The 20,525-nt window shown below is 66.0% G+C and carries 19 protein-coding genes; 18 read left to right on the forward strand and 1 reads right to left on the reverse strand.

The genetic code is table 11. The annotated features are described in order from the left end of the window. The first annotated feature begins 15 nt into the window (after positions 1 to 15). The 11 genes from narI (at position 16) to HNO51_RS01280 (ending at position 9,694) form a co-directional block, all read left to right on the forward strand. Entirely contained in the window at positions 16 to 693 is a 678-nt protein-coding gene (gene narI, locus HNO51_RS01230) for a respiratory nitrate reductase subunit gamma (protein WP_197450883.1), read from the forward strand. A gap of 12 nt (positions 694 to 705) precedes the next feature. Beyond that, complete coding sequence (locus HNO51_RS01235) at positions 706 to 1,524, forward strand: peptidylprolyl isomerase (protein ID WP_197449270.1); 819 nt, start codon at positions 706 to 708, stop codon at positions 1,522 to 1,524. Positions 1,525 to 1,533: 9 nt separating this feature from the next. Continuing rightward, the gene (gene moaB, locus HNO51_RS01240; protein ID WP_159548241.1) at positions 1,534 to 2,118 is read left to right on the forward strand and encodes a molybdenum cofactor biosynthesis protein B; all 585 of its coding nucleotides are present in this window, start codon (positions 1,534 to 1,536) and stop codon (positions 2,116 to 2,118) included. Continuing rightward, complete coding sequence (locus tag HNO51_RS01245) at positions 2,115 to 3,356, forward strand: molybdopterin molybdotransferase MoeA (RefSeq protein WP_197449271.1); 1,242 nt, start codon at positions 2,115 to 2,117, stop codon at positions 3,354 to 3,356. The genes moaB and HNO51_RS01245 overlap by 4 nt, the downstream gene beginning before the upstream one ends. Beyond that, entirely contained in the window at positions 3,316 to 4,059 is a 744-nt protein-coding gene (locus HNO51_RS01250) for a Crp/Fnr family transcriptional regulator (protein ID WP_197449272.1), read from the forward strand. Before HNO51_RS01245 ends, HNO51_RS01250 begins: the two co-directional genes overlap by 41 nt. A gap of 45 nt (positions 4,060 to 4,104) precedes the next feature. Further along, a complete protein-coding gene (locus HNO51_RS01255) occupies positions 4,105 to 4,524 on the forward strand; it encodes a putative zinc-binding protein (RefSeq protein ID WP_197449273.1) in 420 nt (139 codons plus the stop codon). Next, entirely contained in the window at positions 4,521 to 5,507 is a 987-nt protein-coding gene (gene moaA / locus HNO51_RS01260; protein WP_197449274.1) for a GTP 3',8-cyclase MoaA, read from the forward strand. The genes HNO51_RS01255 and moaA overlap by 4 nt, the downstream gene beginning before the upstream one ends. Positions 5,508 to 5,736: 229 nt before the next feature. Then, a complete protein-coding gene (locus HNO51_RS01265) occupies positions 5,737 to 6,048 on the forward strand; it encodes a hypothetical protein (protein ID WP_159548247.1) in 312 nt (103 codons plus the stop codon). 21 nt (positions 6,049 to 6,069) lie between these two features. Continuing rightward, positions 6,070 to 7,278, forward strand: coding sequence for a M24 family metallopeptidase (locus HNO51_RS01270; RefSeq protein WP_197449275.1), 1,209 nt, complete (start codon positions 6,070 to 6,072; stop codon positions 7,276 to 7,278). A 62-nt stretch (positions 7,279 to 7,340) separates the two neighbouring features. Next, on the forward strand, positions 7,341 to 8,936 hold the full coding sequence (locus HNO51_RS01275; protein ID WP_197449276.1) for a BCCT family transporter: 1,596 nt from the start codon (positions 7,341 to 7,343) through the stop codon (positions 8,934 to 8,936). Then, complete coding sequence (locus tag HNO51_RS01280) at positions 8,936 to 9,694, forward strand: creatininase (protein WP_234283654.1); 759 nt, start codon at positions 8,936 to 8,938, stop codon at positions 9,692 to 9,694. The genes HNO51_RS01275 and HNO51_RS01280 overlap by 1 nt, the downstream gene beginning before the upstream one ends. A 39-nt stretch (positions 9,695 to 9,733) precedes the next feature. Here HNO51_RS01280 and HNO51_RS01285 read toward each other — a convergent pair whose 3' ends face one another. Further along, a complete protein-coding gene (locus HNO51_RS01285; protein WP_159548253.1) occupies positions 9,734 to 10,597 on the reverse strand; it encodes a LysR family transcriptional regulator in 864 nt (287 codons plus the stop codon). 269 nt (positions 10,598 to 10,866) lie between these two features. Here HNO51_RS01285 and HNO51_RS01290 point away from each other — a divergent pair, with 269 nt between their 5' ends. From HNO51_RS01290 to HNO51_RS01320, 7 genes are all read left to right on the forward strand, one after another. Next, entirely contained in the window at positions 10,867 to 12,318 is a 1,452-nt protein-coding gene (locus HNO51_RS01290; RefSeq protein ID WP_234283653.1) for a sodium:solute symporter family protein, read from the forward strand. Between the two features lie 151 nt (positions 12,319 to 12,469). Further along, positions 12,470 to 13,507, forward strand: coding sequence for a GlxA family transcriptional regulator (locus tag HNO51_RS01295; protein ID WP_197449277.1), 1,038 nt, complete (start codon positions 12,470 to 12,472; stop codon positions 13,505 to 13,507). Between the two features lie 309 nt (positions 13,508 to 13,816). Further along, on the forward strand, positions 13,817 to 15,118 hold the full coding sequence (gene glyA / locus HNO51_RS01300; protein ID WP_197449278.1) for a serine hydroxymethyltransferase: 1,302 nt from the start codon (positions 13,817 to 13,819) through the stop codon (positions 15,116 to 15,118). A 50-nt stretch (positions 15,119 to 15,168) separates the two neighbouring features. Next, positions 15,169 to 16,419 carry a sarcosine oxidase subunit beta family protein gene (locus HNO51_RS01305; protein ID WP_197449279.1) on the forward strand — a complete coding sequence of 417 codons (1,251 nt, stop codon included), beginning with the start codon at positions 15,169 to 15,171 and terminating at the stop codon, positions 16,417 to 16,419. A 12-nt stretch (positions 16,420 to 16,431) separates the two neighbouring features. Further along, complete coding sequence (locus HNO51_RS01310; protein WP_197449280.1) at positions 16,432 to 16,824, forward strand: sarcosine oxidase subunit delta; 393 nt, start codon at positions 16,432 to 16,434, stop codon at positions 16,822 to 16,824. Then, positions 16,821 to 19,871, forward strand: a complete 3,051-nt coding sequence (locus HNO51_RS01315) for a sarcosine oxidase subunit alpha family protein (protein ID WP_209538282.1) — start codon at positions 16,821 to 16,823, stop codon at positions 19,869 to 19,871. The genes HNO51_RS01310 and HNO51_RS01315 overlap by 4 nt, the downstream gene beginning before the upstream one ends. Beyond that, positions 19,864 to 20,514, forward strand: coding sequence for a sarcosine oxidase subunit gamma (locus tag HNO51_RS01320; protein ID WP_197449282.1), 651 nt, complete (start codon positions 19,864 to 19,866; stop codon positions 20,512 to 20,514). The genes HNO51_RS01315 and HNO51_RS01320 overlap by 8 nt, the downstream gene beginning before the upstream one ends. Positions 20,515 to 20,525 lie beyond the last annotated feature (11 nt).

Consider the following 20,525-nt stretch of genomic DNA (forward strand, 5'->3'; position numbering starts at 1 on the left):
GTCATGAGCACTGTCATGAGCTACATCGATTCCCTGCTGTTCGGGCTCTACCCCTACCTCGCCGGCAGCGTCTTCCTGATCGGCAGCCTGATGCGCTACGACCACGGCCAGTACACCTGGAAGACCGGCTCGAGCCAGATGCTGTCGTCGAAGAACATGCGCCTGGCCAGCAACCTGTTCCATGTCGGCATCATCGTGATCTTCTTCGGCCACCTGGTCGGCCTGCTGACCCCGCACTGGCTCTACGAGCCCTTCATCACGCCGGGGGCCAAGCAGGTGATGGCGGTGGTGGTCGGCGGCATCGCCGGGGTGATGTGCCTGGTGGGCGGCGCCATGCTGTTCCACCGTCGCCTCACCAACCCGCGGGTGCGCGCCTCCTCCAGCACCATGGACACCGTGATCATTGGCCTGCTGGTGCTGCAGGTGGCGCTGGGGCTGCTCACCATCCTGCCCACCCTGGGCCACCTGGACGGCAGCGCGATGCTGAAGTTCTCCGGCTGGGCGCAGTCCATCGTCTACTTCCAGGGCGGCGCCGCCGCGTACCTGGAGGGCGTCAACTGGATCTACAAGCTGCACATCCTGGTCGGCCTGACCATCGTGCTGGTGTTCCCCTTCACCCGCCTGGTGCACGTGTGGAGCGCGCCGATGGGGTATGTGACAAGGCGCTACCAGATCGTCCGCCGCCGCGCCTGAGGAGTCAGCACCATGCAAATGATCGAGATCGAACAGCTGCCGGGCCGCTACGCGCCGCCGCCCGTCAAGGTCGGCGGCAAGGCGATCGACGAGGACAGCATCGCCCGCGAGATGCAGTACCACCCGGCGGCGAGCGCCGACGAGGCGAAACTCGCGGCCGCCCGCGCGCTGGTGGTGCGTGAGCTGCTGCGCCAGCGCGCCGTCGAGCTCGGTCTGGTGGCCGAGACCGACGACGAAGGCGACAACGATGCCGCCATCGCCGCCCTGCTGGAGCAGGAGCTGGACGTGCCGGAGCCCGAGGAGGCGGCCTGCCGCCGCTATTTCGACGCCGAGCCCGAGCGCTTCAGCGCGCCGACCCGCATTGCCGTTCGGCATATCCTGCTGGCCGCCGCGCCCGACGACGCCGAGGCGCGCGACGCCCAGTACCGCCTGGGCGAGACGCTGCTCGAAGAGCTGCAGCGCATTCCCGAGCGCTTCACCGAGTTCGCCATGCGCCACTCCGCCTGCCCGTCGAAGAGCGAGGGCGGCGAGCTGGGCTGGTTGGCCCAGGGGCAGACCGTGGCCGAGCTCGACCGCGCCCTGCAGCACCTGCCCCAAGGGCTGCATGACCGCCCGCTGGCCTCGCGCTACGGCTGGCACCTGGTCAGCATCGACGAGCGCCAAGGCGGCCAGCGCCTGCCCTTCGAGCAGGTCGCCGAGCGCGTTCGCCACACCCTGCGCGAGCAGGCCACGCGCCGCGCCCTGCGCCACTACCTGCTGGCGCTGGAAGAAGAGATCGGCGTGGAAGGGGTGGAGCTCGACGACAACGCCGCCGGCAGCCTGATGCAATAGGAGGAGTCCATGTCCCACGTTCACGCCAACGCCCGCTTCGTGCCGCTCGGCATCAGTGTGCTGACCGTCTCCGATACCCGCGGCTTCGACCGCGACGGCAGCGGCGACCTGCTCAGCGAGCGCCTCTCCGAGGCCGGCCACGCGCTGGTCGAGCGACGCATCGTGCCCGACGACATCTACCGCATCCGTGCGGTGGTCTCGAAGTGGGTGGTGCGCGACGACATCCAGGTGATCCTGGTCAACGGCGGTACCGGCTTCACTCTGCGCGATACCACGCCCGAGGCGCTCGCCCCGCTGTTCGATCGCGCCATCGACGGCTACGGCGAGCTGTTCCGCCAGCTCTCCTTCGACAGCATCGGCACCTCCACCGTGCAGTCGCGGGCGGTGGGCGGGGTGGCCAACCGTACCCTGATCTTCGCCATGCCGGGCTCGCCCAAGGCCTGTGCCACCGCCTGGGACGGTATCCTCGAGAGCCAGCTCGACGCACGCACCCGGCCGTGCAACTTCGTCGCCATGGTCATGCCCGAGCAGCAGGCCTGCGTTTCGCGCGAAGCGCAGGCAATGTGTGACCAGGGTCAAGGAGTGAGTGCATGAGCTGTGGCACCCTGGCCAAGGGCCTGCTCGACCTGGAGGTGGCCCGGGCGCGCCTGATCGCCGCTGCCGAGCCGGTCCAGGGCGAGGAGCTCGTGGCACTCGAGCAGGCGGCCGGCCGGGTGCTGGCCCGCGACCTGCGCGCGCGGCTCGACATGCCCGGCATCGATAACAGCGCGATGGACGGCTATGCCCTGCGCGCCGCGGAACTGAGCGATGCCGGCCTGCCGGTGGTGCTGCGGGTACCGGCCGGGGCCGGCGTGGAAACACTGCCCGAGGGCGGCTGCGCACGCATCTTCACCGGCGCACCGGTGCCCGAAGGCACCGACTGCGTGGTGCCCCAGGAGCGGGTTCGCCTGGACGAAGCGGGGCGGGTGCACGTCGTCGGCGAAGCCAAGCTCGGTGCCAACATCCGCCGGCGCGGCGAGGAGTACCGTGAGGGCGACCCCCTGCTGGCGGCGGGCTGCACGCTCAACGCGGCGGCGTTGGCGCTGCTGGCGAGCCAGGGCATCGCCGAGGTGCCGGTACTGCCGCGGTTCAGGGTGGCGCTGATCTCCACCGGCGACGAGCTGATCGAGCCGGGCGAGCCGTTCGCCCCCGGGCGGGTGTACGACAGCAATCGGGTCATGCTCAAGGCGCTACTGGAGCAGGCCGACTGTGTCGTGCTCGACCTGGGCGTGATCGCCGATGACCCCGCGGCGCTTCGGAAGGCGTTCGTCGCCGCCCGCGACGGCGCCGACCTGGTGGTCTGCACCGGCGGTGTCTCGGTCGGCGAGGAGGACCACGTCAGGCCAGTGCTGGAGGAGCTCGGCGGGCTCTGGTTCCATGGCGTGGCGATCAAGCCGGGCAAGCCGTTCGCCTTCGGCTACCTCGACAACGGCTCGCCCGAAGGCGTGCCGCTGATCGGGCTGCCGGGCAATCCCGTGGCCTCGCTGGTGGGCTGGCATCTGCTGGCTCGGCCCTTCGTTCAGGGGTGCCAGGGGCGCACCGTCGAGGCGCTGCAGCAGTACCGCGTCCGTGCCGGCTTCTCGCGGCGGGGCAGTCCGGGACGGCGCGAGCTGCTGCGGGTCACGCTCGACTGGCAGGGCGAGGGCCCGCTGGCATTGCTGGCGGGCGGGCAGGGCTCCCACATGCTGCATGCCGCCAGCCAGGCGCACGGTTATCTGATGATGGCCGCCGATACCGACGTGGAGGAAGGTCATGAATACCCCTATCTACCCGCCGGACAGTTCGTCGACTGACCTGCTGTTCAAGCCCAAGCAGCTGCGCGAGCTGGTCCAGGGCGTGCCCTGGCTGGGCGAACTGGACGATGACGATGTCACCGAGCTGCTCGAGGATACCGAACTCAAGACGCTCAAGACCCGCGAGTGGCTGTTCCGCCAGGACGCGCCGGCGCACTGGCTCTACATCGTCATCAACGGCGCGGTGCGCCTGGCGCGCAGCGCCGGGGACGGGCGCCTGGCCACCATTCGCTGCGTCGAGCGCGGCGGCACCCTGGGCGAGCTGAGCATGGTCTCCAGCGCCGGGGTCTATCTCTACTCCGCCGAAGCGCTGCGGCGCACCCACGTGCTGGCGATTCCGGCCCGGCGTTGCCGCGAGATCATGGACCGCCAGCCCGCCTGCCGCGCCGAGTTCATGAGCCGCCTGGCGCTGGAGCTCACCGAACGCCTCGAGGACCTGGCGCTGCTGACCCAGGCCGATGCCATGTCGCGGCTGGTCAGCTACGTGCTGCGCCAATTGCCGCCGGGACGCAGCAAGAGCCCGCGGGTGGTGCGCCTGTCGATCCCCAAGCGCTGGCTCGCCGCCCAGCTGGCGATGACGCCGGAGACACTGTCGCGGCTGCTGGCCAAGCTGCGCGACGGCGGCGTGATCGGCATCGACCGCCAGCGCCTGACAGTGCTCGACGAGCAGAAACTGCGCGACGCCATGCTGGCCGACGACTGACGCCGCCGGCCGCCAGGGCGGCGTGCTGACACAATGGGAGGCTAGATGTCCCGAACCAAGCAGAAGCCGAGAACCCTGGTCTACTCCTGCTCCGGCTGCTCCGACGTGGCGCAACTGGCCAACGACGTCGCCGTGCGACTCGACCACAGCGGCGTGGCCGAGATGTCATGCATCTCCGGCGTGGGCGGCGGCGTGCCCGGGCTGGTGCGCATCGCCCGCTCGGGGCGGCCCATCGTTGCCATCGACGGTTGCCAGATGCACTGCGTCACCCACTGCCTGGCCAACGCCGGGGTGAGCCCCACCGAACACGTCAAGCTCTACCAGCAGGGTTTTCGCAAGCGCCGCGGGCAGCGCTACGACGACGAGACCGTCAACGAGGTGGCCGAGCAGGTCGGCGAACTGATCGCCCGGCTGCCGATGGGCGCCGCGGCCCCTGTCGAAGCAAGAGCCGAGGAGAACGCATGAGCCTGATCGACGGCTTCGGCCGCACCGTGCGCTACGTTCGCCTGTCGGTCACCGACCGCTGCGACTTCCGCTGCGTCTACTGCATGGCCGAGGAGATGACCTTTCTGCCCCGTGCCAGGCTGCTCACCCTGGAGGAAATCGCCACCCTGTCGCGCGCCTTCGTCGAGCTGGGCGTCGAGAAGATTCGCCTGACTGGCGGCGAGCCGCTGGTACGCCGCGGCATTGATGAGCTGGTGGCCGAACTCGGCGCGCTGCCGGGGCTGCGCGACTTCGGCATGACCACCAACGGCGCCGGGCTCGTCAAGCACGCCCGCGCCCTCTACCGGGGCGGCCTCAAGCGGCTCAACGTCAGCCTCGACTCGCTCGACCCCGAGCGCTTCCGCGCCCTGACCCGCACCGGCGACCTGGCGCGAGTCATCGACGGCATCCGCGCCGCTCGCGAAGCCGGTTTCGGGCGCATCAAGCTCAACGCGGTGATCCTCAAGGGGCGCAACGACGACGAAGTGCTCGACCTGGTGGAATTCGCGCGAGCGGAGCAGGTGGACATCAGCTTCATCGAGGAGATGCCGCTAGGCCAGAACATGAGCCACGACCGCGGCGAGACCTTCTGCGGAAGCGATACGGTGCGTGCCGCCATCGAGGCGCGCCACGCGCTGCTGCCCACCACCGAAACCTCCCTGGGGCCGTCGCGCTATTTTCGGATGATTGACTCGGACATCCGGGTCGGCTTTATCTCGCCCCACAGCCACAACTTCTGTGCCGCCTGCAACCGCGTGCGCGTCACCGCCGAGGGCCGCCTGCTGCTGTGCCTGGGCAACGAGCACTCCGTCGACCTGCGAGCGGTGATGCGCCGCCACCCCGGCGACCTCGAGCGGCTCAAGGCCGCCATCGTCGCTGCCATGCAGAAGAAACCCGAACGCCACCACTTCACCACCGATGGCGACGTGCAGGTGGTGCGCTTCATGAACATGACCGGGGGCTGACCCCAGCTCCGCTCTCCCTCGTCTCTCGCTGACGCGGCGGCCGCCAGGCTGCTGCGCCTGCCTGTCTGCCCGTCTGCCCGCCTGCCCTGCTTGCGCTCACGCCTGAATCCGGCATGGCGCGGCCCCCTCTGCGTGGCATTGCCGATGCCAATGCCCCTATTTGCACTAGTCATTGGTGTTGCCGATCGGCGCTGGCCATAGTCTTTCCAGACGGCTGGAGAACGCGGAAATGAAACATTGGCGACTGGTGCTGAGAGTGGCTTCCGACTCGAAGGTGTTACATGACGCCGGTGAATTGAGGCGCAATGTCACCGCCTTCCTGCGCGTGGAAAAAACCTACGAAGTGGCCTGCCTCGGCATCGACATGTTCGGCATCGACTTCCTGGCGGAAGACGAAGAGTTCAATCACATCATGAGTCTGGTGAAGATACTGGAATCCAGATACCGACTTTCCATCATGCAGTTCAGCGAGCTCGATGCAGCCAATGAGCCTGGTGTGACAGTAAAGGTCGGTTCTAAACCTGCGACATGTGTCGCGTGAAGAGACGAAGGAGACAACAACATGAAGCTTCCATCGCTGATCGAAATTCCCAATGGCGACAAGGTCGTGCCGACGTTTTCCGATGCCGAGATGCACGGGCGTCTGAAGCGGCTTCGGGAGTACATGGCGGCCAATGACGTCGACGCCGTCGTGCTGACCTCGTACCACAATATCAACTACTTCAGTGACTTCGTTTACTGCAAGTTCGGGCGCGATTACGGCCTGGTCGTGACCCAGGATCGTTTTACCACCGTCACCGCCAATATCGACGGCGGCCAGCCCTATCGGCGCAATCGCCTGGGCGACAACATCGTCTACACCGACTGGCAGAAGGACAACTTCTTCAAGGCGGTCAAGCAGCTGTGCGAGGGCAAGCAGCGCGTGGGCGTCGAGTTCGACCACCTCACGCTGCAGAACCGGGAGAAGCTGCTCTCCGCACTCGGCGAGGTGGAGCTCACCGACATCGGCGTGCCGACCATGAAGATGCGCATGATCAAGTCGGCCGAGGAGATCGCCCTGATCCGCCAGGGCGCGCGCGTCGCCGACGTGGGTGGCGTGGCCGTGCGCGATGCGATCAAGGCAGGCGTGCCGGAGTACGAGGTGGCCTTGGCCGGCCAAGCCGCCATGGTGCGCGAGATCGCCAAGACCTACCCGCACGGCGAGCTGATGGACACCTGGGTCTGGTTCCAGTCGGGCATCAACACCGACGGTGCCCATAACCCGGTAACCAGCCGCCGCGTGCAGCCCGGCGATATCCTGAGCCTCAACACCTTCCCGATGATCTCGGGCTACTACACCGCGCTGGAGCGCACCCTGTTCTGCGAGCACGCCTCCGACGAGCATCTGCGCCTGTGGGAGGTGAACTGCGAGGTGCATCGCCGCGGCCAGGAGCTGATCAAGCCCGGGGTACGCTGCTGCGACATCGCCCACGAGCTCAACGAGATCTTCGCCAAGCATGACCTGCTGCAGTACCGCACCTTCGGCTACGGCCACTCCTTCGGCACCCTCAGCCACTACTACGGCCGCGAGGCGGGCCTCGAGCTGCGCGAGGACATCGAGACCGTGCTCGAGCCCAACATGGTGGTCTCCATGGAGCCGATGATCATGGTGCCGGAAGGGCGCCCGGGGGCGGGCGGCTACCGTGAGCACGACATACTCGTCGTGAACGAACACGGCGCCGAGAACATCACCGGCTTCCCGTACGGGCCGGAGCACAACATCGTCAAGTAAGTATCGAGGGGGCGCTACGCCCCCTTTCCGCCTATAAGAACAAACAGCAGAGGAGGACGACCATGGTCCTGCACTCGGGCCCCTTCAAAGGGGTGAACCCACTGGTGACCCTGGTATCGGTCATCGTCATGGCAGCGTTCATCGCGCTGGCCATTCTCTTCCCGCAAGCCACCACGGCGTTGATCGACCAGGGAAGGACCTTCGTGACCTTCTACTTCAACTGGTGGTATGTCGGCCTGGCGGCGAGCTTCCTGATCTTTCTGCTGGTCCTGGCGTTCAGCAAGTACGGACGCCTGAAGCTGGGGGAGGAGCACGAAAAGCCGGAGTTCGGCTACTTCACCTGGTTTGCCATGCTCTATGCCGCCGGCCAGGGCATCGGCATCATCTTCTGGTCGATCGCCGAGCCGATCATGCACCTCTCCCAGGGGACCCCCTTCTCCTCGGCGGTAGGCAACGCCGAAGCCGCCGACATCGCCATGCGGCTGGCCTATTTCCACTGGGGCCTGAACGCCTGGGCCATCTACTGCATCGTCGCCCTCGGCCTCGCCCTGATGGCCTACCGCTACGGCAAGCCGTTGAGCATCCGCTATACGCTCTATCCCTTGCTGGGGGAGAAGGTCAATGGCTGGATTGGTAATCTCATCGATATCATTGCTGTCTTTGCCACCCTCTTTGGTATCGCCACTTCCCTGGGCCTGGGCGTTCAGCAAATCAATTCCGGCCTTAATTATCTTTGGGACGTGCCTGTCAATAGCCTGGTACAGGTGGCGCTGATCGGCGTGATCACCGTACTGGCCCTGATCTCGGTGCTGACCGGTCTCAAGCGCGGCATCAAGTATCTTTCACAAGCCAACATGTGGCTGACCTTCCTGCTGCTTGCCTTCTTCTTCGCCTTCGGGCCGACGCGCTACATCATCGGCGGGCTGCTTGAGTCAACGGGCGATTACCTACGCTCGGTGATTCCGCTGAGTTTCTACACGGGCAGCAACGCGACGGCGGCCAACGGTGCCGCGTCATGGCAGGACTCCTGGCAGGGCTGGTGGACCGTCTTCTACTGGGGCTGGTGGATGTCGTGGGCACCGTTCGTGGGGGTCTTCGTGGCCCGGGTCTCCCGGGGGCGTACCATCCGCGAGTTCATCTTCGGCGTGGTGGGCGTCTCCTCGCTGCTCTCCTTCGTCTGGCTCTCCGCGTATGGCGGCACCGCGCTGTACGAGGAGCTGTTCGGCAGTGGCGGCATCTCCGAAGCGGTGTCCAAGGACGTTTCCCTGGCGCTCTATGCCACCTTCTCCGCCATGGACGTCGGCGTCATCGGCGTACTGGCCGGGTTCTTCGGTACCGTGCTGGTGGCGACCTATTTCATCACTTCCTCGGATTCGGGAACCCTGGTCATCACCACCATTCTCAGCGAGGGCGATCCGCATCCGCTCTCCCGGCATCGCGTCTTCTGGGGCGTCATGGAGGGGGCCGTCGCGGCGGTGCTGCTGCTGGTGGGCGGGGCCTGGGCGCTGTCGACGCTGCAGACGGCCGCCATTCTCTCGGCGCTGCCCTTCTCCCTGATCATGGTGCTGATGGCCTTCTCCATCGTGCGTGCCGTACAGCAGGATAGTGCCTTTCGACGCGAATACTCGCTGAAGACCATGATGGAGGGAAAAACCTGATGAATAGCGTCAAGCTGGCGGAGCTGGACTGGATGACCTACCGCGACCGGGTGCAGGATGGCGGCAGCCGAATCCTGCTGCCGGTGGGGGCCATCGAGCAGCATGGGCCGCACATGTCGTTGAACCCGGACGTGCTGATACCGGAATACATCGCCTGCCGCGTGGCAGAGCGCAGCGGCAACATGCTGGTCGCGCCGCCCATTGCCTACGGCTACAAGTCGCAGGTGAAGTCGGGGGGCGGCAACTTCTTCCCTGGTACCACCTGCGTCGGCGGTCGCGCTCTGGAGGAGTACGCCTATGACGTGATCCTCGCCTACGCGGCGCATGGCAACCGGGAGTTCGTGCTGATCAACGGCCACTTCGAGAACTCGATGTTCCTGGTCGAGGCGGCCGATCGAGCCGTGAAGCACGCCAGATTGTCCGGCAAGGAGATACGGGTTGTGCTGCTCTCCTACTGGGACTTCATCAGCGAGGCCACCATCGAGAAGGTCTTCCCGGACGGTTTCTCGGGCTGGGCGGTCGAACACGGCGGCGTGCTGGAGACCTCGATCATGCTGAAGATTCATCCCGAGCTGGTGGACATGGCGAAGGCGGTCGATATCCCGCCGGCGGAATTCCCGCCCTACGACGTCTTCCCGCCGGATCCGAGCTGGGTGCCGAGTTCGGGGACGCTCTCTTCCCCGGCGCAGGCCACCGCCGAGAAAGGCGAGTGGATTCTCGACGAATGCATCGCGGGGATCGCTCGCACCTTCGGCTGAATGGGCCATTGGCCGCCGGCGCAGCGGGCGATGCCTCGGCTACATGTTGGCCAGTCCTGAGCGAAGGAAGTCGAGTACGTGGCGAGAGGCGACATTGAGCTCCCGCTGCTTGTAGTACAGGCCGATACAGACTTTGCCGAGCTCGGGAAGGCTCCCGGATCGGACGGTATGCTTCAAGTGCTCGGGTATCACCGATCTCGCCATCGCGGTGATACCCAGCCCCTCTTCCACCGCCGAGAAGATGCCGAGCAGGCTGGTGCTCGTGTACATGAAGCGGAAAGGGTGCTGCTGCGATTGCAGAGCCTCCTCCATCAGGGAGCGATAGACGCAGCCCTGAGGGTAGGCGATCAGCGGAATGGGGTCGTCATCGCCATCGATGAGCCGGCTGTCCTTGTAGACCCACTCCAGGCCTTCCAGCCGGTAGTCGCGCGCGTCCCGGTCCTCGTCCTCCTTGGCGTACTCCATGGCCAGGGCAAGATCATAATGCCCCTTCTGATAGCGCTGCAGGATGACCTTGCTGATCTCGCAGTCGACCTCGACCACGATGTTGGGGTAGACGCGCGAGAGATTCCGCAGCGCCTTGGGCAGAAACGCCAGCTCGAAATCGTTGGGAATACCGAGCCTGACCTTGCCGGAAACGTTGTCGCCCCTGACCTTGGCGATGATCTGATCGTTGATTTCCAGCATCTGGCGTGCGGCCTCGTAGAGGTATTCGCCATCTTCTGTCAGCTCCAGGCTGGAGCCGCGCAGGAAGATCTTGGTGTTCAACAACTCCTCGAGTTTCTTGACCTGAAGGCTGATCGCCGGCTGCGAGCGGCCCAGCAGCTCGCCGGCACTGGTGAAGCCACCGAGGTCTTTGATGGTGACGAAGGTGCGCAGAAGATCAGTCGGTATGTTGGTCATAATTCAAGCCATTTCGATATTTTATGAAGGCATTTTGCTTACAAATTGGCGGGGAGGAGGGGCGTAAAATACCTTGATGACGCTGGATCCAACAAACAATATCACCCACAAAATTAGTGAAGCCAAGAACAAGAGGATGTGTAGATGAATTCCTGGGTATTGGTAACGTTTCTTGTACTGACTTGCTACATGCTGATCCACTCTGGAGCTGTTTACCTTCGCAGAGAGCTGAAGCGAAATTCCGCTGATGGTTCGATGAGGAGGTGATCATGGATGCCTACAAGTTGTTCAACTGGGGGCTATTGATTCTGACCTTCGGTTTGTTGATTTATCTCGGCTATCTCTCCTCGAAATATATGAACAAGAACGATGAGGGAGGTTTTCTGGTCGCGGGGCGATCCTTGGGCGCCTTCGTGGCGGCTGGTACCATCGTGGCCACCGGCTTCAGCGGCTGGGGTTTCATGGGCTCTCCCGGTGTGACTTACCAGTTTGGTGCCATCGAGGTGCTCGGCAATTTCTTCTTTGCCCCCGCCATGATGATCGCCGTCCTCTACTTCGCACGCTTTCTGCAGCGACGGGCGCTCGAGATGGGCAGCAACACTATCCCTGAGTATATCGCACAGAGCCATGGCAGCGGCGCCATGGGGCGAGTGCTCCAGGGGGTGGCAGCCTTCATCACCATCCTGCTGCTCTTGGTCTTCCTGACCAGCCAGATCAAGGCAGTGGGGCTGCTGGGGGCCAGTTGGCTGGGGATCGAGTTAAACCAGAGCGCCTTCCTGATGGTCGCGGTGATCATTATCTATACCATGCTGGGCGGTCTCGCCGCGGTCGCCTGGACCGACACCGTGATGGTCTGTGGGATGGCTCTGGCGGCGGTCATCATCATGGTGCAGATCTTCACCTCGGTGGATCTCGGCAACTGGGAGGCGTCCCTCAACGCCATTGACCCCGAGCTGCTCAACCCCACCACCGGGGCGCACTACGGCGACTCCATCGGCACCGTCTTCCTGGTGCTGCCTTACGCCTTCCTGTTTGCCGCCGTGCTGCCCTACATGGCCATCCGGTTCCTGGCCATGAAGCCGGACGTCAAGCTGCACAAGGTGGGGCTCTACGTGGCGATACTCGGCGCGCTGCTGAGCTTGATCCCTATTGTCGGCCTCTATGTGCGTATGCACATGCCCGACCTCGCCGATCCCGACATGGCAATGCCGATCTACCTCGAGCAGTTCATGCATCCGGCCATCCAAGGCGTCATCACGCTCTTCATAATCTTCGCCATGAAATCCACGGCAAACTCGCTGCTGCATACCGTGGCTTCGGCGACCTCGCATGATCTTCGGCTATCTCTGTTCGGTCCTGTCTCCAGTGAGCGCATGGCGCTGAGGATCAATCGCGCGGCCGTGGTGTTGCTCGGCATCGTAGCACTGCTGATGATGCTCTATGCACCTCCGTTCATGCTTTCCTGGCTGGGGATCCTGGGTTCCGGCACGCTGCTCGCCAGCATGATCGGGCCAGTCTTCATCTCGACGTTCTGGCAAGGCACCGCCTGGGGGGCACTCACTGCCATGCTGGTGGGGTTCTTCACCAGTGGCTACATGATGCTATTTGCCGACGTGGGGTGGCTGATCGGACCGCTGACCGGTTGTGCCGTCTCTTCGGCCTGTTATGTGGGGGTGTCGCTGATAATGAGGCCGATGGAATTCAGCCAGAGGCACTCCTGAAATACAGGATGCCGTCTCCGGTATAGCCCCGGAGACGGCAGGGGAGGGGGGAATACCTCGCTTCAGCAGTTTACAGGCTCGCAGAATCCGATAGAGTCGAGGCGATGGGCCTCGTTCGCCCGGTAGCACCCTTCGCGACGCAGGAGCCGCCATGAATCCTCCTCTCAGGGGCGAGCCCCTCTCGGTCGGCTTCGTCCTGCTGCACCGCTTCACCCTGCTGCCGTTCGCGGCCTTCGTCGATTGCCTGCGCCTGGCCGCCGACGAGGGCGACCGCAGCCGCCAGCTGCGCTGCCACTGGACGTTCATGACCAGTACGGGGGCGCCAGCGACCTCCAGCTGCGGGGCGGCCATCACGCCTTGCGAGCCCTTCCGCGACCCGGAGTCCTTCGATTACATCGTGGTGATCGGCGGCGTGCTGGACGACGCCGACCGCGCCGATACCACGGCGCTGGCCTACCTGCGCCGGGCGGCGCATGCCCAGGTGCCGCTGGTGGGGCTGTGTACCGGCGCCTTCGCCCTGATCCAGGCCGGCCTGATGAACGGGCGGCGCTGCTGCGTGAGCTGGTATCACCATCGCGACATGATCCAGCGCTTCCCCACCATCGAGCCGGTGGCCGACCGGCTTTTTGTGGATGATGGCGACCGGCTTACCTGCGCCGGTGGCTCGGCGGGGGCAGACCTCGCCGCCTATCTGGTCGAGCGGCATCTGGGCAAGGCCTGGGCCATGAAGAGCCTGCGCATCATGTTGCTCGACGAAGCCCGCATCGGCGCGCATCCCCAGCCGCAGCCGGTGGTGTTCGGCAAGATCGAGGATCGCCTGGTGCGCCGTTCCATCGCCGTGCTCGAGCAACATCTCGGCGAGCCGATCTCGATGGAGACGCTGGCGGAGCGAGTGGGGACCTCACGCCGCAACCTGGAGCGCCGCTTCCGCGAGACGCTGGGCGTCGGGCCGCAGAAATTCGCGCGCGATCTGCGCCTGCGCTACGGGCTGTGGCTGCTGCACTACACCGGCAAGAGCGTCACCGAGATCGGCGAGCGCTGCGGCTTCGCCGATACGGCCCATTTCTCGCGGCATTTTCGCAGCGCCTTCGGCATGCCGCCGTCGGAGATGCGCAAGCGCGCTGAGGAGCCGGGAAGCGACCGAGTCGACCCTTTCTTCCTGCATATCGAATCCCGACCGGCGGTCTGACCACCATATCGCTATCTCCCGCCTCATGCGTGCTCCAGGCGTACGCTCGTACTTGGCGGGCGACCTTCGCCAAAAGTGGTAGGCCGACCCCGGCGGTGCCTGTCATTCAGCAAAGCTGTCGCATTTGTTCAATCTTTCTCTCTCTTGTGAGCCTTTAATCGACGCATGAGCCGAAACCCTCCCCGCGAGGGTGATCCAGGCATAAGGATTTCAAATTTCTAACCCCTGCGGGTTGCCGATAGATTCAGAAGACAACACCCCGCCCAGACACGTCACCGTTACAACGGGTCACAACAACAGGAGTCAGTCATGAACCAAGCCGGACTCGCGTCATTCGATTCCCAGATCGCCGCCGCCATCGCCGAGGAAGTGGCCCGCCAGGAGGCGCACGTCGAGCTGATCGCCTCGGAAAACTATGCCAGCCGCGCGGTCATGGAGGCCCAGGGCACCCAGTTGACCAACAAGTACGCCGAGGGCTACCCGGGCAAGCGCTACTACGGTGGCTGCGAGCACGTCGACGTGGTCGAGAAGCTTGCCATCGAGCGGGCCTGCAGCCTGTTCGGCGCCGATTACGCCAACGTCCAGCCCCACTCCGGTGCGCAGGCCAATGCCGCCGCCTTCATGGCGCTGGTCAAGCCGGGCGATACCGTGCTCGGCATGAGCCTGGCCCACGGCGGCCACCTGACCCACGGTGCGGCGCCCAACTTCTCCGGCAAGCACTACCACGCCGTGCAGTACGGGCTGAATGCCGAGACCGGCGAGATCGACTACGAGGAAGTCGAGCGCCTGGCGCGCAGCCACAAGCCCAAGCTGATCATCGCCGGCTTCTCCGCCTACTCCCGCGTGGTCGACTGGCGGCGCTTCCGCGACATCGCCGACGAGGTCGGCGCCTGGCTGATGGTCGACATGGCCCACGTGGCGGGGCTGGTGGCCGCTGGGCTCTACCCCAGCCCGATTCCCCATGCTCACGTGGTGACCACCACCACGCACAAGACCCTGCGTGGCCCGCGCGGCGGCCTGATCCTCTCGGCCCACGGCGACCAGGAGCTGTACAAGAAGCTCAACGGCGCGGTGTTCCCCGGCCAGCAGGGCGGCCCGCTGATGCACGTGATCGCGGCCAAGGCGGTGGCCTTCAAGGAGGCCATGAGCCAGGCCTTCGTGCAGTACCAGCAGCGTGTGATCGACAACGCCCAGGCCATGGCCGAGGTGTTCCTCGATCGCGGCTACGACGTGGTCTCCGGCGGCACCGAGGACCACCTCTTCCTGGTCTCGCTGATCCGCCAGGGCGTGACCGGCAAGGATGCCGACGCGGCGCTGGGGCGTGCCCACATCACCGTCAACAAGAACGCCGTGCCCAACGACCCGCAGAGCCCCTTCGTCACTTCCGGCCTGCGCATCGGCACTCCCGCGGTGACCTCGCGCGGCTTCGACGTGGCCGACTGCCAGGCGCTCGCCGGCTGGATCTGCGACATCCTCGACGTGCTGGCCGAACAGGGCAACAGCGATGCCGTGGAAGCCGAGGTGCGCGCGAAGGTCGCCGAGCTGTGCGAGCGGCATCCGGTCTACGGCGCCGCCGCTCCGGCCGCGGCCCAGGAAACCGCCACCGCCTGAACCCGTATGTCACCGGCCCCGCTCGGCGGGGCCGGTCGAGGAGAGACGAGATGCAACGCTATTCAGGATTCGGGCTGGCCAAGCACGCCCTGAGCCACCATGAGAACTGGGAGCGCCAGTGGCGCAACCCCACGCCCAAGAAGCAGTACGACGTGATCATCGTCGGCGGCGGCGGCCACGGCCTGGCCACCGCCTACTACCTGGCCAAGGAGCACGGCGTCAGGAACGTGGCGGTGCTGGAGAAGGGCTGGCTGGGCGGCGGCAATACCGCGCGCAACACCACCATCGTGCGCTCCAACTACCTGTGGGACGAGGCGGCGGCGCTCTACGAGCACTCGATGAAGCTGTGGGAAGGGCTGTCGCAGGACCTCAACTACAACGTGATGTTCTCCCAGCGCGGGGTGATGAACCTCGCCCACACCCTGCAGGACATGCGTGACGTTCAGCGCCGGGTCAACGCCAACCGCCTGAACGGCATCGACAGCGAGGTGCTCACCCCCGAGCAGATCCAGGAGCTCGTGCCGATCATGGACTGCTCGAAGAACGCCCGTTACCCGATCATGGGGGCGTCCTGGCAGCCGCGCGCCGGTGTGGCGCGCCACGACGCCGTGGCCTGGGGCTTTGCCCGCGCCGCCGACGCGCTGGGCGTCGACCTGCTGCAGAACACCGAGGTCACCGGCTTCAAGATTCGCGACGGCCGCGTCTACGGGGTGCACACCAACCGCGGCGACATCGAGGCCAAGACCGTCGGCTGCGTGGCGGCGGGCAACTCGGGGGTGCTGGCGAAGATGGCCGGTTTCCGCCTGCCGCTGGAGTCGCATCCGTTGCAGGCGCTGGTCTCCGAGCCGCTCAAGCCGATTCTCGACACCGTGGTGATGTCCAACCACGTGCACGGCTACATCAGCCAGAGCGACAAGGGCGACCTGGTCATCGGCGCCGGTATCGACGGCTACAACGGCTATGGCCAGCGCGGCAGCTATCCCACCGTGGAGCACACCCTGCAGGCCATCGTCGAGATGTTCCCGATCTTCTCGCGGGTGCGCATGAACCGGCAGTGGGGCGGCATCGTCGACACCTGCCCGGACGCCTGCCCGATTCTCTCGGCCACGCCGGTGAAGGGGCTGTTCTTCAACTGCGGCTGGGGCACCGGCGGCTTCAAGGCCACCCCGGGTTCCGGTCACGTGTTCGCCTGGACCCTGGCCAAGAACCAGGCCCACCCGCTCGCGGCCCCGTTCTCCATCGACCGTTTCCATACCGGTGCTCTGGTAGACGAGCACGGTGCGGCCGGCGTTGCTCACTGAGGAGGCATCTCCATGTTCCATATCTACTGCCCCTACTGCGAGGAGCTCCGCGAGGAAGAGGAGTTTCATCCCAAGGGCGAGGCGCACATCGTGCGGCCCAAGGATCCCGAGGCCTGCTCGGACGAGGAGTGGGGCGACTACCTGTTCTTCCGTGACAACCCGCGCGGCATCCATCACGAGCTGTGGGTGCACGCCGTCGGCTGTCGCAAGTTCTTCAACGTCACGCGTAACACCGTGACCTACGAGATCCTCGAGACCTACAAGATCGGCGAACGGCCGACGGTCACCGCCGAGCGTGCGGCGGGTGGGGACAACCAGGGCAACGTGCAGGTCGCCAGCGGCGGACAGCAGACCGTGGGTGCCAGCGGCGCCGCCGTGGCATCGGTCAAGGGAGAGCGGGCATGAGCAAGTCCTTGAAACAGCCGAATCGTCTCAAAGAGGGCGGGCGCATCGACCGCTCGCGCAAGCTGAGCTTCACCTTCAACGGCCAGCGCTACCAGGGCCATGCCGGCGACACCCTCGCCTCGGCGCTGCTGGCCAACGGGGTGGACATCGTCAACCGCAGCTTCAAGTACTCGCGCCCGCGCGGCATCGTCGCTGCCGGCGCCGAGGAGCCCAATGCGCTGGTCCAGCTGGGCAGCACCGAAGCGGCCCAGGTGCCCAACGTGCGTGCTACCCAGCAGGCGCTGTTCGACGGGCTCGTTGCGCGTAGCACCAACGGCTGGCCCAACGTGCAGCACGACCTCATGAGCTGGGTCGGCAAGGTGGGCGGGCGCTTCATGCCGCCGGGCTTCTACTACAAGACCTTCATGGCCCCGGCCTCCATGTGGATGACCTACGAGAAGTACATCCGCAAGAGTGCCGGCCTGGGGCGCAGCCCCATGGAGCGCGATCCCGATACCTACGACCACCTCAACCAGCACTGCGACCTGCTGGTGATCGGGGCCGGTCCGGCCGGGCTGGCGGCGGCATTGACCGCGGCGCGCAGCGGTGCCCGGGTGATCCTGGCCGACGAGCAGGAGGAGATGGGCGGCTCGCTGCTCGACAGCCGCGAGCTGGTCGACAACCAGCCTGCCGCCCAGTGGGCGGAGCGCGTGCTGAAGGAGCTCGCGGGGCTGGACAATGTCACTCTGCTGGCCCGCACCACCGCCAATGGCTACCACGACCACCATTTCGTGACGCTGCACGAGCGGCGCACCGAGCACCTGGGCGAGACGGCACCGCTGGTCAACGGCCACCGTCCCTCGCGCTCGCGCATGCACCGCGTGCGTGCCGGCCAGGTGCTGCTGGCCACCGGCGCTCACGAGCGGCCGCTGGTCTACGGCAACAACGACCTGCCGGGCAACCTGCTGGCCGGTGCGGTCTCTACCTACATTCGTCGCTACGGCGTGGTGCCCGGCCACAAGCTGGTGCTCTCCACCAGCAACGATTACGCCTACCGCGCCGCGCTCGACTGGATCGACGCCGGCCGTGAGGTGGTGGCCATCGTCGACGCCCGCCCGGCGCCGAACGGCGAATGGGTCGAGCAGGCCCGCGCCCGCGGTATCCGCATCATCGAAGGGGCCGCCGTGCTCGAGGCCAAGGGAGCGAACCGCGTCAACGGGGCGCGTGTCGCCACCATCGATGCCGGCGCCTTCAAGGTCACCGGCCAGGCCGAGACGCTGGACTGCGACACCATCGCCAGCTCCGGCGGCTACAGCCCGGTGATCCACCTGGCCTCGCACACCGGGGCGCGGCCGACCTGGAACGAGGAGATCCTCGGTTTCGTCCCCAGCCTGGTCAAGGGCGTGCACGCCGCCGGCAGCGCGCGCGGCATCCACGACCTGGCCGCCGGCATGGCCGACGGGGTCGCCATGGCCACCCAGGCGCTGGAGGCCCTGAACCGCCCCGCGCAGGCGATCGAGCTGCCGCAGGTCGAGGCCCGGCGCGAGGGAGCGGCCTGTGCGCTCTACCAGGTTCCCCATGAGAAGCCGACCCTGCGCGCGCCCAAGCAGTTCGTCGATCTGCAGAACGACGTGACCGCGGCGGGCATCGAGCTGGCGACGCGCGAGGGCTTCGAATCGATCGAGCACGTCAAGCGCTACACCGCCATGGGCTTCGGCACCGACCAGGGCAAGCTCGGCAACATCAACGGCATGGCCATCGCCGCGCGCTGCCTGAACAGGTCGATTCCCGAGGTGGGCACCACGGTGTTCCGGCCCAACTACACGCCGGTCACCTTCGGCGCCATCGTCGGCCGCCACTGCCGTGAGCTGTTCGACCCCGAGCGCTACACCGCGCTGCATCAGTGGCACGTGGAGAACGGCGCCGAGTTCGAGGACGTCGGCCAGTGGAAGCGCCCCTGGTACTTCCCGCAGACGGTCAACGGCAAGAAGGAGACCATGCACGAGGCGGTGGCCCGCGAGTGCCTCGCGGTGCGCGAGAAGGTCGGCATTCTCGATGCCTCCACCCTGGGCAAGATCGACATCCAGGGCCCGGATGCCCGCGAGTTCCTCAACCGCGTCTACACCAACAAGTGGTTGAAGCTCGAGGTGGGCCGCGTGCGCTACGGCCTGATGTGCAAGGACGACGGCATGCTGATGGACGACGGCACCACCAGTTGCCTGGGCGAGAACCACTTCCTGATGACCACCACCACCGGCGGTGCCGCCGGCGTGCTGGAGTGGCTGGAGCTGTGGCACCAGACCGAGTGGCCCGAGCTGGACGTGACCTTCACCTCGGTGACCGACCACTGGGCCACCATGACGGTGACGGGGCCCGAGGCGCGCAAGCTGCTGGCCGAGATCACCGACATCGACCTCGACCGCAGTGCCTTCAAGTTCATGGACTGGCGCGAGGGCAACGTCGCCGGCGTGCCGGCGCGGGTGTTCCGTATCTCCTTCACCGGGGAACTGGCCTACGAGATCAACGTCCAGGCCAACTATGCCATGCACGTGTGGAAGACCCTGTTCGAGCACGGCGAGAAGTACGGCCTGACGCCCTACGGTACCGAGACCATGCACGTGCTGCGGGCCGAGAAGGGCTTCATCATCGCCGGCCAGGACAGCGACGGCTCGGTGACGCCGGAGGATCTCGGCATGCAGTGGGCGGTCGGCTACGACAAGCCGTTCTCGTGGATCGGCAAGCGCGCGCTGACGCGCTCCGATACCCGCCGCACGGATCGCAAGCAGCTGGTGGGCCTCAAGCCCAAGGACCCCACGGTGGTATTGGAGGAGGGCGCCCAGATCGTCTTCGATCCGGATCACGCCATTCCCATGCCCATGGCCGGGCACGTGACCTCGAGCTACTACAGCCCGACGCTGAATAGCGGCTTTGCCCTGGCGGTGGTGAAGGGCGGCCATCAGCGCATGGGCGAGACCGTCTACCTGCCCATGGCCGACGGCAAGACCCACGCCGCGGAAATCGTCGGCACGATCTTCTACGATCCCAAGGGAGAGCGCCAGAATGTCTGATTCCACAGCGACCCGGGCCAACGTCTACGACGCGCGCCCCAAGACCGAGGTGCCGGCGGAGTCCCCGCTGGCCTGGTCCTACCACACCAGCGGCCGCCCGAGCGTCAGCGAGAAGAGCCGTGTCATCCTGCGCGAGCGCGCCATGGCCGGGCATCTGATCCTGCGCGGCGGCGCCATCGTGCTCGACGAGGCGGTGCGCGGTGTGCTCGGCTTCGGCCTGCCGGCGCGGCCCAATACCCTCAGCCTGAGCGACGACGGCGAGCGTTCGATCCAGTGGCTCTCGCCCGACGAGTGGCTCGTCATCGTGCCCGGCGGCGAGGAGTTCACCCTGGAGCGTCAGCTGCGTGAGGCCCTCGGCAATGCCCACTACGCCATCGTCAACGTCAGCGGCGGCCAGACCCTGCTCGAACTCGAGGGCGACAAGGCGCGCGAGCTGCTGATGAAATCGACGCCCTACGACGTGCACCCCGACGCCTTCCCGGTCGGCAAGGGCGTCACCACGGTGTTCGCCAAGGCCAACCTGATCCTGCGCCGCCCCACGGAGACCCGCTGGGAGCTGGTGCTGCGCCGCAGCTTCGCCGACTACTGCTACCGCTGGCTGCTCGATGCCGGCGCTGAGTACGCCATCGGCGTGGAGAAGTGACTCGGCGTCTC

The organism is Billgrantia sulfidoxydans, assembly GCF_017868775.1.
In the GTDB taxonomy this organism is placed as follows: Bacteria; Pseudomonadota; Gammaproteobacteria; order Pseudomonadales; family Halomonadaceae; genus Halomonas; species Halomonas sulfidoxydans.

Bases quoted from the DNA above. Each gene is read 5' to 3' on its own strand.
- narI (WP_197450883.1), top strand. From the start codon at position 16: ATGAGCTACATCGATTCCCTGCTGTTCGGGCTCTACCCCTACCTCGCC.
- HNO51_RS01235 (WP_197449270.1), top strand. From the start codon at position 706: ATGCAAATGATCGAGATCGAACAGCTGCCGGGCCGCTACGCGCCGCCG.
- moaB (WP_159548241.1), top strand. From the start codon at position 1,534: ATGTCCCACGTTCACGCCAACGCCCGCTTCGTGCCGCTCGGCATCAGT.
- HNO51_RS01245 (WP_197449271.1), top strand. From the start codon at position 2,115: ATGAGCTGTGGCACCCTGGCCAAGGGCCTGCTCGACCTGGAGGTGGCC.
- HNO51_RS01250 (WP_197449272.1), top strand. From the start codon at position 3,316: ATGAATACCCCTATCTACCCGCCGGACAGTTCGTCGACTGACCTGCTG.
- HNO51_RS01255 (WP_197449273.1), top strand. From the start codon at position 4,105: ATGTCCCGAACCAAGCAGAAGCCGAGAACCCTGGTCTACTCCTGCTCC.
- moaA (WP_197449274.1), top strand. From the start codon at position 4,521: ATGAGCCTGATCGACGGCTTCGGCCGCACCGTGCGCTACGTTCGCCTG.
- HNO51_RS01265 (WP_159548247.1), top strand. From the start codon at position 5,737: ATGAAACATTGGCGACTGGTGCTGAGAGTGGCTTCCGACTCGAAGGTG.
- HNO51_RS01270 (WP_197449275.1), top strand. From the start codon at position 6,070: ATGAAGCTTCCATCGCTGATCGAAATTCCCAATGGCGACAAGGTCGTG.
- HNO51_RS01275 (WP_197449276.1), top strand. From the start codon at position 7,341: ATGGTCCTGCACTCGGGCCCCTTCAAAGGGGTGAACCCACTGGTGACC.
- HNO51_RS01280 (WP_234283654.1), top strand. From the start codon at position 8,936: ATGAATAGCGTCAAGCTGGCGGAGCTGGACTGGATGACCTACCGCGAC.
- HNO51_RS01285 (WP_159548253.1), bottom strand. From the start codon at position 10,597: ATGACCAACATACCGACTGATCTTCTGCGCACCTTCGTCACCATCAAA.
- HNO51_RS01290 (WP_234283653.1), top strand. From the start codon at position 10,867: ATGGATGCCTACAAGTTGTTCAACTGGGGGCTATTGATTCTGACCTTC.
- HNO51_RS01295 (WP_197449277.1), top strand. From the start codon at position 12,470: ATGAATCCTCCTCTCAGGGGCGAGCCCCTCTCGGTCGGCTTCGTCCTG.
- glyA (WP_197449278.1), top strand. From the start codon at position 13,817: ATGAACCAAGCCGGACTCGCGTCATTCGATTCCCAGATCGCCGCCGCC.
- HNO51_RS01305 (WP_197449279.1), top strand. From the start codon at position 15,169: ATGCAACGCTATTCAGGATTCGGGCTGGCCAAGCACGCCCTGAGCCAC.
- HNO51_RS01310 (WP_197449280.1), top strand. From the start codon at position 16,432: ATGTTCCATATCTACTGCCCCTACTGCGAGGAGCTCCGCGAGGAAGAG.
- HNO51_RS01315 (WP_209538282.1), top strand. From the start codon at position 16,821: ATGAGCAAGTCCTTGAAACAGCCGAATCGTCTCAAAGAGGGCGGGCGC.
- HNO51_RS01320 (WP_197449282.1), top strand. From the start codon at position 19,864: ATGTCTGATTCCACAGCGACCCGGGCCAACGTCTACGACGCGCGCCCC.